Origin of the sequence: Pseudomonas sp. GM49 (assembly GCF_000282355.1) — a bacterium.
Classification (GTDB): Bacteria; Pseudomonadota; Gammaproteobacteria; order Pseudomonadales; family Pseudomonadaceae; genus Aquipseudomonas.
Map to the genome: position 1 here is coordinate 1 of NZ_AKJL01000174.1, position 12,913 is coordinate 12,913.

11 protein-coding genes and 3 pseudogenes are annotated in these 12,913 nt (G+C 61.9%); 5 read left to right on the forward strand and 9 right to left on the reverse strand.

Annotation, left to right across the window (positions count from 1 at the left end; all coding sequences use genetic code 11):
* Positions 1-59: 59 nt before the first annotated feature.
* The 5 genes from mnmH to PMI29_RS13105 all read right to left on the reverse strand — a co-directional run bounded on the left by mnmH (position 60) and on the right by PMI29_RS13105 (position 4,351).
* Complete coding sequence (gene mnmH, locus PMI29_RS13120; RefSeq protein WP_007998906.1) at positions 60-1,163, reverse strand: tRNA 2-selenouridine(34) synthase MnmH; 1,104 nt, start codon at positions 1,161-1,163, stop codon at positions 60-62.
* Complete coding sequence (gene selD, locus PMI29_RS13115) at positions 1,163-2,197, reverse strand: selenide, water dikinase SelD (protein WP_007998908.1); 1,035 nt, start codon at positions 2,195-2,197, stop codon at positions 1,163-1,165. Before selD ends, mnmH begins: the two co-directional genes overlap by 1 nt.
* 110 nt (positions 2,198-2,307) lie before the next feature.
* Positions 2,308-3,264, reverse strand: a complete 957-nt coding sequence (locus PMI29_RS13110) for a quinone oxidoreductase family protein (RefSeq protein WP_007998911.1) — start codon at positions 3,262-3,264, stop codon at positions 2,308-2,310.
* A 27-nt stretch (positions 3,265-3,291) separates the two neighbouring features.
* Positions 3,292-3,465 (reverse strand): DUF1427 family protein, encoded by a 174-nt coding sequence (locus PMI29_RS31185; protein ID WP_007998913.1) that lies wholly within the window; start codon positions 3,463-3,465, stop codon positions 3,292-3,294.
* A gap of 106 nt (positions 3,466-3,571) precedes the next feature.
* Positions 3,572-4,351: an AraC family transcriptional regulator gene (locus PMI29_RS13105; RefSeq protein ID WP_007998915.1), complete on the reverse strand. Its 780-nt coding sequence runs from the start codon at positions 4,349-4,351 to the stop codon at positions 3,572-3,574.
* 146 nt (positions 4,352-4,497) lie between these two features.
* On the opposite strand from PMI29_RS13105, the gene PMI29_RS13100 reads away from it, so the two are divergent.
* On the forward strand, positions 4,498-4,725 hold the full coding sequence (locus PMI29_RS13100) for a DUF6555 family protein (RefSeq protein ID WP_007982405.1): 228 nt from the start codon (positions 4,498-4,500) through the stop codon (positions 4,723-4,725).
* 32 nt (positions 4,726-4,757) lie between these two features.
* Positions 4,758-5,036: a hypothetical protein gene (locus tag PMI29_RS13095; protein WP_007998917.1), complete on the forward strand. Its 279-nt coding sequence runs from the start codon at positions 4,758-4,760 to the stop codon at positions 5,034-5,036.
* A gap of 27 nt (positions 5,037-5,063) precedes the next feature.
* On the opposite strand, the gene PMI29_RS13090 is transcribed toward PMI29_RS13095, so the two are convergent.
* The 4 genes and pseudogenes from PMI29_RS13090 to PMI29_RS13080 all read right to left on the reverse strand — a co-directional run bounded on the left by PMI29_RS13090 (position 5,064) and on the right by PMI29_RS13080 (position 8,695).
* Positions 5,064-5,219 carry a metallothionein gene (locus PMI29_RS13090; protein WP_007998919.1) on the reverse strand — a complete coding sequence of 52 codons (156 nt, stop codon included), beginning with the start codon at positions 5,217-5,219 and terminating at the stop codon, positions 5,064-5,066.
* A 260-nt stretch (positions 5,220-5,479) separates the two neighbouring features.
* The gene (locus PMI29_RS33130) at positions 5,480-6,301 is read right to left on the reverse strand and encodes a methyl-accepting chemotaxis protein (RefSeq protein WP_411741588.1); all 822 of its coding nucleotides are present in this window, start codon (positions 6,299-6,301) and stop codon (positions 5,480-5,482) included.
* 36 nt (positions 6,302-6,337) lie between these two features.
* Positions 6,338-7,162, reverse strand: a pseudogene (locus tag PMI29_RS33135) (cache domain-containing protein); the annotation flags it as partial.
* 216 nt (positions 7,163-7,378) lie between these two features.
* A complete protein-coding gene (locus PMI29_RS13080) occupies positions 7,379-8,695 on the reverse strand; it encodes a Na+/H+ antiporter family protein (RefSeq protein WP_007998923.1) in 1,317 nt (438 codons plus the stop codon).
* Positions 8,696-9,139: 444 nt separating this feature from the next.
* Here PMI29_RS13080 and PMI29_RS33140 point away from each other — a divergent pair.
* The 3 genes and pseudogenes from PMI29_RS33140 to PMI29_RS13070 all read left to right on the forward strand — a co-directional run.
* Positions 9,140-10,210 (forward strand): annotated as a pseudogene (locus tag PMI29_RS33140) (HAMP domain-containing protein); the annotation flags it as partial.
* A 264-nt stretch (positions 10,211-10,474) separates the two neighbouring features.
* Positions 10,475-11,068: pseudogene (locus PMI29_RS33145) on the forward strand (methyl-accepting chemotaxis protein); the annotation flags it as partial.
* 314 nt (positions 11,069-11,382) lie between these two features.
* Positions 11,383-12,913, forward strand: a 1,531-nt coding sequence (locus tag PMI29_RS13070; protein WP_007998926.1) for an MFS transporter, incomplete at its 3' end; no start/stop codon positions are given.

The following is a 12,913-nucleotide window of genomic DNA, read 5'->3' on the forward strand; positions in this document are numbered from 1 at the left end:
AGTGTCCAAAATCATTAGGCCAGTTCAGCTTGCTCGCGAAGGGGCCGGCAAAAGCCCCCTCACCCCTTCTGATTCACCCGCTCGCGCAAGTACTCAAGAACCGCCCCTCGCTCCCCGGCAAACTCGATCCGTGCGTCTTTCTTCTCCCGCTGAAACGCATACATCGGATCGTAATACTCGCGCAGCAACCCTTCGATCCAGCTCCGGTGCAGATCCACCGCGCCACTGCGGGCCTGCTCCGCCAACGCCTCTTCCATCAAAATCAACATGCGCTGATGACGTTCGCCACCCAGGCGTTTCTGCACATTGTTCAGGCTCGCCAGCAACCGTTCGGAGAACAGCGCAAAGCCCTCCTCGCCATGCACGCCGATGAATTCGGCGCACAGATCTACCACGTAATCGCGCAGGATCCGCTCGACCCGACCTTCCAGGCTGTCTTCCAGCCAGACCATCGGGAACTGCTGCATGCCCTGGTACAGCGGCAACGGCAACGCACAACTGCCCACCGCGCGGCTTTCGTCTTCCAGTACGAACTGCTCGATACCCCGGGCACGCTTCTTTAGTACGTCCACAGCCAAGCGGTTTTCGAAGTCGATGTTGGAAGGCTGTCCGGTGGCACGTTTGCCGAAACTGGAACCGCGATGGTTGGCATGACCTTCAAGGTCCACCCCGTTGCTCAGTTGCGTGAGCACCTCGGTTTTGCCGGTGCCGGTCATCCCGCCCAACAGGACGAAATCGCACTGGACAACCGCTTGATCGAGGGTGTCCAGCAGGAAGGTACGCATGGCCTTGTAGCCACCGCCCACCCGTGGGTACTCGATGCCCGCCTCGTCCCTGAGCCATTGCTGGACAATCTGCGAGCGCAAGCCGCCACGAAAGCAATACAGATAGCCGTCCGGATGTGCCCGGGCAAAATCGGCCCAGGCCTGGATGCGTTCGGCCTTGACCGCGCCCGACACCAGTTGATGCCCCAGCACGATTGCCGCTTGCTGGCCGTGCTGTTTGTAGCAGGTACCGACCCGCTGACGTTCAAGGTCATTCATCAACGGCAGGTTGACCACACCGGGAAACGCGCCCTTGTTGAATTCGACCGGCGCGCGGGTGTCCATCATTGGCCGGTCGTTGAGGAAGATGTCGCGGTAATCGGTGAAATCAACAGACATCAAAACACCTCGACCGCGTTGCTCTGTCGCTCGACCAGTTCACCGATCGGCTCCAGGCTCAGGCCCAGTTCGGCGGCCACCGAAAGGAATTGCTCATTGCCTTCAGGCGTCACGGCAATCAGCAGGCCACCACTGGTCTGCGGGTCGCAGAGCACGCGCTTGTGCAGTTCCTGAAGGCGTCCGAGCTTGCTGGCGTAGCTGTCGAAATTGCGCAGTGTCCCGCCCGGTACGCAGCCCTGTTCCAGGTAATACTCGACCCCCGGCAGGCGCGGTACCCGGTCATATTCAATGCGCGCCGTGAGCTGGCTGCCGTCGGCCATTTCCACCAGGTGCCCGAGCAGGCCGAAACCGGTGACATCGGTCATCGCGGTTACACCGTCGAGCTTGCCGAAACGGCTGCCGGGTTTGTTCAGGGTGCACATCCAGTCCCTGGCCAGGCCGATGTCGGCGTTGCGCAACTTGCCCTTTTTCTCGGCGGTCGTAAGGATGCCGATGCCCAGGGGCTTGGTGAGATAGAGCAGACAGCCAGCCGTGGCGGTGTCGTTGCGCTTCATGTGGCGCTTTTCCACCAGACCGGTGACGGCCAGGCCAAAGATCGGTTCTGGCGCGTCGATGGAATGCCCGCCTGCCAGCGGGATGCCCGCCGCGTCGCACACCGAACGCCCGCCGCGTATCACTTCCCGGGCAATTTCCGGCGCCAGCACATTTACCGGCCAGCCCAGAATCGCAATCGCCATCAAGGGATCGCCCCCCATCGCATAGATGTCGCTGATGGCATTGGTGGCGGCAATTCGGCCGAAATCGAAGGGATCGTCGACGATCGGCATGAAAAAGTCCGTGGTCGAGACCACGCCGCGTTCTTCATCGATGGCATACACCGCCGCGTCGTCGCGCGAGGCATTGCCGACCCAAAGCTTCGGGTCGAGGTTCTGCGCCCCGCTGCCGGCCAGGATCACTTCCAGCACCTGGGGAGAAATCTTGCAACCGCATCCAGCGCCGTGGCTGTATTGGGTCAGGCGAATCGGTTCGCTCATAGGGGCACCTCATTGGGTCAATGGGGCCGATTCTAGCAGAGCGAGGCCTGCGCAAGGCGTTGCGCGACCATGGACCTTGTGGGAGCGGGCTTGCTCCCACAGGGGTTGGGTTATGGCAGCAGAATCACCTTGTCGCCACTGCCCTGACTCACTTCGGCATAACGCTCCAGGCCTTCGGCCAATGGCGACTCGAACAACCCCTGGGGCAATGGCAACAAGTCTTGATCGAAAAACCGGCCGAACTGCTCAAGCATCGCCGCACACGCCTGCACCCCGTACAGCAACGAATTGATCCCTACCACGGAGCCGCCCTTGCGATACAACGCCAGAGCCGGCAACTGCACGTGACCGTCCACGGGCGCTGCGATGATCGCGATACGGCCGAACGCGGCCAGGGCTGGCACCGAAGCCGGCAGCCAGAATCCGGTGGTGTCGAAAATCACGTCGGCACCGCCGGCATAGACGGCATTGACCTGAGCCCCGAGGTCTTCGGGTTTATCCAGTTTAAGGGTCTGATAGCCCTGGTCCTGCAAGTCCTTGACCTGCTCCGGACGCCGCGCGGCCGCCAGCACCCGGGCGCCGCGCACCTTGGCCAGGGCCAGGGCGGCACTGCCGACCGCCCCGCCACCGATGACCAGCAATCGGGTTTCGGCCGTCACCAGGCTGCGTTCCAGCGCATCCCACGCCGTGGTGTACGGCACACCGAGGCTGGCGGCCTGGGCGAAGCTCAGGTGCGTGGGTTTGAGCGCCACGCCATTGGCCGGCAGCTTGACGAACTGCGCATGGGAACCGTCGGCGAAAAAACCCAGTTCCTTGCCCGTGCCCCAGACTTCCTGACCGATCAGTGCCTTGGGGCCGGCCACGACGACACCGGCAAAATCGCGACCGGGAATCCGCGGCAAGGTGGTGTAGGGAAAACGCCCCAGCACGTTCTTCACATCGCTGGGGTTGAGGCCAGCGGCCTTGATCTCGACCAGCACTTCATCGGCGCCGGGAACGGGGGTAGGCACCTCAACGTAGCGCAGGGCCGAGAGATCACCGGTTTTATCGAATTGCAAAGCTTTCATGGGCGTATCCATCGAGTCAAAGAGGGTTCAGGAAATCCAGCCAGCGACCAGCTCCCGCCCCATCGGCCAGAGCTTTTCGCCGGCGAGCATGCCGAGCAGGCCAACCAGCGCGATGGCCGGGGGTGCGGGGGAACGAAAATCCAGGGCGCCGTAGAGCAGACCGACGCCCAGACCGATGACCAGTGACATGAGGTAGTTCATGGCAGACTCCGGGGGCAACTGAGGTATGCGCCGAGTCTAGAGGGCGACGCCTGCGGGCATCGGTCAAGTGCTTCTGAATTTCGGCCAAAGCATGACGTCGGCGAAATCAGCCCTGGCGTTGCGCCGAGGGAAACTGCGAAGGAGCAACACCCAGCTCACGACGAAACATGTCGCTGAAGCTGCTCGGCGAATAGCCCAGCTCGCGGGCAATCGCGCTGACCGGTACGCCCTGGATCAACCCGGCCACCGCCGTTGCCAATTGCACCTGACGCCGCCACTCGGCGAAGCCCATGCCCAAACCGTCCTTGAACAGCCGCGCCAGGGTCCGCACGCTGGCACCGGCGGTTTCTGCGTGTTGTTCGAATGGAATATCCAGCGATGGCGCCGACATGACCGCCTGACACAGGTTCATCAGCCGTCGGTCGGAATCATCCGGCAGCGGGATTTTCAGCAGCGAGCGCCTCGCCCGCCTGAGCTCCAGCAGCGCCAGGCCCACCAACGCGTCGTAATACTCGGGCGGCCCGTCGTTGCCCTGCTCCACCAGACCGACAATCAGTTCGCGCAGCAGTCCACCGACCTCGATGACTTGCACGCTGTCATCCAGGGTCGCCGCCAGGGACGGGCGCAAGTAGATATTGCGCATTTGCAGATCGGACACCACGCGAATCCCGTGGGGCACGCCGGGTGGCAACCACACCGCCCGCTGCGGCGGCACCACCAGCGCCTCGTGCGGCGTCTCGACCCACATCACCCCGCTCATTGCATACAGCAACTGGCCCCAGATGTGCTCGTGGGGCTCGATGTACAACCCGCGCGGATAGGTGCGAGCCAGCGGTTGCACGGGCACATCGGTGTCACTCAGGTCGGGTGGTGCGGCGAGGGCCATGGTCAATGTTCATTGGGGTTCGGGAAGACTCCATGGTAACGAGGCACCGAACTTGTCGCCAGCAACCGCCGCCGTCCTACAATCGGAGTGAATTTTCCTGATGGCACGCGATCCTTTTATGTACAACTGGGAGGAACCGGGGCTTTATGAACAGTGCAAAATTATTCGTCATCGAGTACACCCTCCATGGCGCTCCCAAATCATTCATTATCCGTCTGGACAAAATGGACAACGCGGAAGCCTGGCATTGGGCGAGCTGTGACGCGGGGGTGGGGCGAATCCCCCGTTTTGGACGCGAGAAGGTACAAAAGACCAGCAAGCCGATGGCTGAAAAATTCGGCGTGGAAAACGTCAAGTGGCGTCCGGCTAACTGACGCCTGCCGCTGTCAACATGGGGGGAAGGGAAATGGTCGCGACACCCGACAGCAGCCCTGCGCAACTGGACTACGGTCTGGACACGCTAGTGGGGCGCATCAGCAAAAGCGCCGAGTGCCTGATCGGACTGGAACAGGTCGAAAATGACCCATTCTGCTTCGCCATACGCGTCCTGGCACCACTGCCGGAAGATCTGGAGCAAGCGAAGACCTTGGTGGTGCGGATCGAAGGGCGGCGCTTGCAGGGCACCGTCCGCCACAGCGAACGCCTGGAGGATGACAGCCTCAGGCTGGAAGTGGAGCCGGACTAGGCTCCACTTTGGCATGTACCGTGGTTTTCAGTGGGCACACTTGCAGCCTTGAGAAGCACACTCCTCGCCATGCTCGTGATGCTTGGCGCAGGCTTCACAGCAATAGTGCTTGCCGTGACGCACGATCGGATGTTCGCCCAGCTTGCAGTTACATTTCGGACAGTCGCAGGTGCGTTCGGTCATGGGTTTGACTCCTGTAGGTGATGGTCGTCCGGGCCTCACCAACGCGACCCGTAATACCAGTGTAGGAGCTGTCGTAGACTGCGGCAGCGCCTGCCAGGAGTCGGACTTATGCATGGCGGTGATGGAAAGTACACCGCTAACCCTGTGGGAGCGAGCTTGCTCCGGGCGGCGATCCGACGATAGCGGTGGCTCAGTCAACATCAATGCTGAATGTACTGCTGCCATCGCGAGCAAGCTCGCTCCCACAGGTTGCAAACCTGTCAGATACGGAACTGTCCGACCAGACTGCCCAGGCGCTGACCGAGGTCGGCCAGGCTGCGGGACGTTTGCGCGCCGAGCTGGGTTTCGTCGGCGACGTTGTCCACGGCCACGGCAATCTGATGCACGCTGCGGTTGATCTCTTCGGCCACGGCGGTCTGTTCTTCGGCGGCACTGGCGATCTGGGCGTTCATCGAATTGATGGTCGCGATCAACTGGGCCATGGTGTCCAGCGAAGCCCCCGCTTCGTTGGCCTGGGCCGAGGTGCCGTCGCCGGCCTCGCTGGAGCGACGCATCGCCTCCACCGCCGACTGGGTGCCGGCCTGCAAGCGGTCGATCATGCCCTGGATTTCCTGGGTGCTGATTTGCGTGCGACTGGCCAGCGCCCGCACTTCATCGGCCACCACCGCAAAACCGCGTCCGGCCTCGCCGGCACGGGCGGCTTCGATGGCCGCGTTGAGCGCCAGCAGATTGGTCTGTTCGGCAATCGAGCGGATCACCCCGAGCACGCTGACAATCGACGACACGTCTTTTTGCAGGCTATCCAGGGACACTCCGCTGCTGCGGATGTCGTCCACCAGGGCATGGATCTTCTCGATGCTGCCAGCCACCACGCGTTTGGCCGCCTGCCCTTCTTCGTCGGTCTGTTGGGCTGCCACCGCGGCGTTCTGTGCGCTCTTGGCCACTTCCTGGGCGGCGGCCGACATTTCGTTGATCGCCGTGGCCACCTGATCGGTCTCATGGCGCTGACGTTCCATGGCCTGGTCCGAGCGATTGGCCTGGTCGGACACCTGATTCACCAGTCCGGTCAGTTGCGAGGTCATTTCGGTGATCTGACGCACCAGGCCGTGGATCTTGTCGACAAAGCGGTTGAACGAGCCGGCCAGTTCGCCCAGTTCGTCCTGGCTGGTGATGGTCAGGCGGCGGGTCAGATCACCCTCCCCAGCCGCGATGTCGTCAAGGTTGGTCTTCATCAAATGCAGCGGACGCAGAATGGTGTTGGCCAGCAACATCCCGGCAGCGGCGATCATCAGCAGCACCACGACCGCCACGCCGACGATACTCAGCACCATGCCTTGCATGCGTTCCTGGACCTTGGCTTCGACCACGGCCACTTGCGCTTCGATGCCATCGAGGTTGACCGAGGTGCCGACCGCCATGTCCCACTTCGGCAGGTATTCGGTGTAGCCGAGCTTGGGCACCAGCACCTGGGTGTTGCCGGGCAATGGCGAGCTGTATTGCAGATAGTGGGTACCGTCCTTGGCGACTTTCACCAGGTCGCGGTTGACGTAGACACCGTTCGGGTCGCGGTTGTCCTTGAAGCTCTGGCCCACGCCTTCGGGACTATTGGCCTTGAACAGGCGCACGGTGTTGGAGTCGTAGCCGAAGAAGTAGCCGTCCTTGCCATAGGTGATGCTCGACAGCAGCTTGATCACCTGGGCCCGCGCCGCCTCATCGCCTGGGGCGGCCGCGTCGTAGAGCGGCTTGATCGTGGTCATGGCCACCGCCACGTAGCTTTGCAGGGTCGCCTTGGCATCACTGAGCAGACGCTCGCGGGTCTGCTCGACTTCCTTGCGGGCCTGTTCCTGCAGAATGAACAGCGTGGTCAGGCTGATGACCAGCGCAAACAGCAACACCGGGAGGACGGCAAGGGACAGGACTTTAGCCTTGAGGCTCATGCGCATGACGTTCACTCTTTTTATTTTATTGGCGTGGTTAAAAGCTTTAACGGCACGCCGGGGCAAAAGTTGAACGCGGTCATCAGATCCGCAGAAGATCCCTGTGGGAGCGAGCTTGCTCGCGATTGCGGTGTGTCAGCCACATGGATGCTGACTGTTTCACCGCCATCGCGAGCAAGCTCGCTCCCACATTTTGATCCAGGGTGATCAGAAGGGAATTGGTTACAGGACCATCGCTGCCACCCAGCCAAACACCAGCAGCGGCAGGTTGTAGTGCAGGAAAGTCGGGACCACGGTGTCCCAGATGTGATGGTGCTGGCCATCGATGTTCAGGCCGGAGGTCGGGCCCAGGGTCGAGTCCGAAGCCGGTGAACCGGCGTCGCCCAAGGCACCGGCCGTGCCGACTATGCACACGATCGCCAACGGGCTGAAGCCCAGTTGCACGCACAGCGGCACGAAGATGGCCGCCAGAATCGGCACGGTGGAGAACGAAGAGCCGATGCCCATGGTCACCAGCAACCCCACCAGCAACATCAGCAAGGCACCGATGCCCTTGCTGTGATCGATGTACGACGCCGACGACTCGACCAGCGTCTGCACCTCACCGGTGGCCTTCATCACTTCGGCAAACCCGGAGGCTGCGATCATGATGAAACCGATCATCGCCATCATTTTCATGCCTTCGGTGAACAGGTCGTCGGTGTCGCGCCATTTGACGATGCCCGATACCGAGAAAATCAGGAAACCGGCCAGTGCACCGATGATCATCGAATCCAGCAACAACTGGATAATGAACGCCGCCGCGATGGCCACGCCGGCCACCATCAGGCTCAGCGGGTTGTATTGCACCGCCACTTGCTCGACCTGTTCGATCTTTGCCAGGTCGTAGACCCGCTTCTTGCGGTAGCTGACAAGCGCGATCAGCAGGCCCGCCACCATGCCCAGGGCCGGAATGCCCATGGCGTGGGTCACATTGATGCCGCTGATGTCCACACCGCTGCGGGCGACGTTGGCCAGCAGGATCTCATTCAGGAAGATGTTGCCGAAGCCCACCGGCAGGAACATGTACGGTGTGATCAGGCCGAAGGTCATCACACAGGCGATCAGTCGACGGTCCAGTTGCAGCTTGGTCAATACATAAAGAAGCGGCGGCACCAGCAACGGAATAAAGGCGATATGAATCGGCAGGATGTTCTGCGAGGCGATGGCCACCACCCACAGTAACCCGATCAGCAGCCATTTGACCTGCCCGCCACCGCTGGCGTGCTGGCGGTCGACCATTGCCAGGGCCTTGTCGGCCAGGGCGTGGGCCAGGCCGGACTTGGCAATGGCCACGGCGAAAGCACCGAGCAAGGCGTAGGACAATGCCACGGTCGCCCCGCCGCCAAGGCCACTGTTGAAGGCCTTGAGGGTCGCGTCGATGCCCAGGCCGCCAGTCAAGCCGCCCACCAGCGCACCCACGATCAGCGCGATCACCACGTGCACGCGGGACAGGCTGAGGATCAGCATGATGCCGACCGCGGCAATCACTGCATTCATTTCGTTACCTCGAGACAAACGGAAAGACTCCGTCCGGCAGTCTGCGTGAGCCGCCAGCGGATAAAGGAATGGGTTTTATTAGAGGGCGCGCACTTTGAATGAAGCAGCGGCAAGCTGCAAGCCTCAAGCCGCAAGCTTTTGTGTTTCCCGCTTGCAGCTCAAGAAAGCTGCTTTTATGCCGCTACAGTGCAAAGTCTCAGATACTTATCGAATAAGGACGTCTCCATGTCGCTCAGACAACTTTCCATTCAATGGAAAATCACCCTGCTGGCCGGGCTGTGCTTGGCGGGCATCGTGACCCTGCTGGTGGGTCTTTCGCTGTACCGCATGGAGCACAGTTCCGAGCTGGTGAAAGCCTCGAGCATGGAGATGCTGACTGAAGCGGCCCAGGCGCGGATCGAGTCCCAGGGCGAAAACCAGGCGCTGGGGATTCGCCAGCAGTTCATGGACGCCTATCAGTACGGCCACGGCTTCTCGCGGCAGGTGTTGTTCCTGCGCGACCAGGCCGAGAAGCGCTTCCTCGATGCCTTCGACCTGCGCGAGGACCTGACCCGCCAAGTCAAGTCGGCCCTGCAAGCCAACCCGGAGCTGCTCGGCCTGTCCCTGGTGTTCGAACCCAATGGGCTGGACGGCAAGGACGAACTGTTCACCGGCCAAGCCGAACTGGGCAGCAACGAAAAGGGCCGTTTCGCCCTTTACTGGTCGCAGCCGACGCCGGGCAAAGTGACGTCCATGGCGCTGCCGGAAAAGGACATGGCCGACACCAGCACCGGCCCCAGCGGCGAAGCGGCCAACGCCTGGTTCACCTGCCCGCGCGCCACGCTCAAGCCGTGCGTGATCGAACCCTACTTCTATGAGATCGACGGCCAGAACGTGCTGATGACCAGCATCGTTTTCCCGCTGATGGTCAACGGCAAGGTCATCGCCTCGCTGTCGGTGGACATCAACCTCAACAGCCTGCAAGCGGTCAGCCTGGGCGCGAGCAAGAAACTCTATGACGGCCAGACCAGCGTCAGCATCATCAGCCCGGCCGGCCTGCTCGCCGGCTACAGCCCGGACGCCAGCAAACTCAGCCAGCGCCTGGATGCCGTGGACAAGACCAGCGGTGCCGAACTGCTGCGCATGCTCGCCGCCAGCAGCAAAACCACCAGCCTGCACGGCAATCAGCAACTGAAAGTGCTGGCTCCGTTCCAGCCGATTCCCGGCGGCAAGTCCTGGGGCGTGTTGCTCGACGTGCCGGAGAAAGTCCTGGTCGGCCCGGCCGAAGCCCTGAAAAAGCAACTGGATGACAGCAACACCGCCGGTACGCTGGTCGAGCTCGGCCTGGGGGGGCTCGCCGCACTGCTTGGCCTTGTTCTGGTGTGGCTGATGGCCCGCAGCGTGACCAAACCGATCCTCGGTGTGGCGCACATGCTCGAAGACATCGCCAGCGGCGAAGGTGACCTGACCCGTCGTCTGGCCTACGACAAAAAAGATGAACTGGGCCAGTTGGCCGGCTGGTTCAACCGCTTCCTCGACAAGCTGCAACCGATCATTGCCGAAGTGAAACGCTCGGTGCAGGACGCCCGCAGCACGGCGGACCAGTCGTCCGCCATCGCCACCCAGACCAGCGCCGGCATGGAGCAACAATATCGGCAGGTCGATCAGGTGGCGACTGCGTCCCATGAAATGAGCGCCACCGCCCAGGATGTCGCCCGCAGTGCCGCGCAAGCGGCCCATGCCGCGCGGGATGCCGATCAGGCGACCCGTCAGGGTTTGACCGTGATCGACCGCACCACCGCCAGCATCGACAACCTCGCCGCCGACATGAGCGCGGCCATGGTTCAGGTCGAAGGCCTGGCCGCCAATAGCGAGAAGATCGGCACGGTGCTGGAAGTGATCCGTGCAATTGCCGAGCAGACCAACCTGCTGGCCCTCAACGCCGCGATCGAAGCGGCCCGTGCCGGTGAAGCCGGACGCGGTTTTGCCGTGGTGGCCGATGAAGTGCGCAACCTGGCGCGGCGTACCCAGGAGTCTGTCGAAGAAACCCGTCTGGTGATCGAACAACTGCAAAGCGGCACCCAGGAGGTGGTGGGTTCAATGAACAACAGCCATCGACAGGCCCAGGGCAGCGTCGAGCAGGTTGGCCAGGCCGTGACGGCGCTGCGCCAGATCGGTGACGCAGTGACCGTGATCAACGACATGAACATGCAGATCGCCAGCGCCGCCGAAGAGCAAAGCGCGGTGGCCGAGGAGATCAACAACAACGTGGCGACCATTCGCGACGTGACCGAGTCGCTGTCGGGCCAGGCCAATGAATCGGCGCGGGTCAGCCAGTCGCTCAACAGCCTGGCGAACCAGCAGCAGAGTCTGATGGACCAGTTCCGCGTTTAAACCCCGCAAAATCCCCTGTAGGAGCGAGCCTGCTCGCGATGGTGTGTCAGCTACCTTGGTGTCGGCTGACACACCATCGCGAGCAGGCTCGCTCCTACAGGTTTTGTGCCAGTCATCTCCCCTCTTTCAACCTAAGGCGTAGTGGCGAGTGGATATCTGCCGCAAGGTGATTATGCTTCTAGGAACCTTGCAGCGTTTCAAGGCGTCAACCTGTATGCAAGACCCGTAATCCGATGACATCAGTCCCAGGGCCTGGGTAGGGTAAGTGTTAGTGGGAACTCCGGCCTACAACAAGAGCAAGACGGAGAAAACTCATGGCAGCAATCGACAATGCAACCACGGGCAGCGCGCCCCACCACGGGATCACCAGGGAGGAGCGCAAGGTCATCTTCGCCTCGTCCCTGGGCACCGTGTTCGAATGGTACGACTTTTACCTGTACGGCTCCCTCGCGGCGATCATCGCCAAGCACTTCTTCGCCGGTGTCAACGAAACGACTTCCTTCATCTTCGCCCTGCTCGCCTTCGCCGCAGGCTTCGCCGTTCGCCCCTTCGGCGCCATCGTGTTCGGTCGGCTGGGCGACATGATCGGACGCAAACACACCTTTCTCATCACCATCGTGATCATGGGCGTCTCCACGGCCGTGGTGGGTTTGCTGCCGGGCTACGCGACCATCGGTGTAGCCGCGCCGATCATTCTGATCAGCCTGCGCCTGTTGCAAGGCCTGGCGCTGGGCGGTGAGTACGGCGGCGCAGCTACTTACGTGGCCGAACATGCGCCCAAGGGCAAACGCGGCTATTTCACCTCGTGGATTCAGACGACAGCCACCCTCGGCCTGTTTCTGTCACTGCTGGTGATCCTCGCCTGCCGTACTGTGCTGGGCACTGAAGCCTTCGAGGCCTGGGGCTGGCGGATTCCATTCCTGCTATCGATCCTGTTGTTGATTGTCTCGGTGTACATCCGCCTGCAGCTCAGCGAGTCGCCGGTGTTCCAGAAAATGAAAGCCGAAGGCAAGTCCTCCAAGGCACCATTGACCGAATCCTTCGCCCGTTGGGACAACCTCAAGATCGTGATCATGGCCCTGCTCGGTGGCACCGCCGGCCAGGCCGTGGTCTGGTACACCGGGCAATTCTATGCGCTGTTCTTCCTGCTGCAGACGCTGAAGATCGACCCGCAGACCGCCAACTTGCTGATTGCCGGCTCGCTGCTGATCGGCACACCGTTCTTCGTCATATTCGGCAGCCTGTCCGACCGCATTGGTCGCAAGGGCATCATCATGGCCGGCTGCATTATCGCGGCACTGACTTACTTCCCGATCTTCCACGCGTTGACCCAATACGGTAACCCTGACGTTTTCGTTGCACAGGAGAAGAATCCGGTCACGGTAATCGCCAATCCCGGCCAGTGCTCGTTCCAGTTCGACCCGGTGGGCAAGGCCAAATTCACCAGCTCCTGTGACCTGGCCAAGACCGTGCTGGCCAAAAGGGCCATCCCCTACCAGAACGTGAACGCCGACCCGGGCGCCGTTGCGCAGGTGCACATTGGCGACAAAGTGATCGAGAGCTTCGAGGGCACCGGCATGCCGGCCGCCGACTTCAAGGCCAAAAACGACGCCTTTACCGCCACCCTGACCACCGCCCTCAAGGACGCCGGGTACCCCGAGAAGGCCGACCCGGCCAAGACCAACTACCCGATGGTGTTGCTGCTGCTGACCATCCTGGTGGTCTACGTGACCATGGTCTACGGCCCGATTGCTGCGTGGTTGGTGGAGTTGTTCCCGGCGCGCATCCGCTACACCTCGATGTCGCTGCCCTACCACATCGGCAACGGCTGGTTCGGCGGCTTCC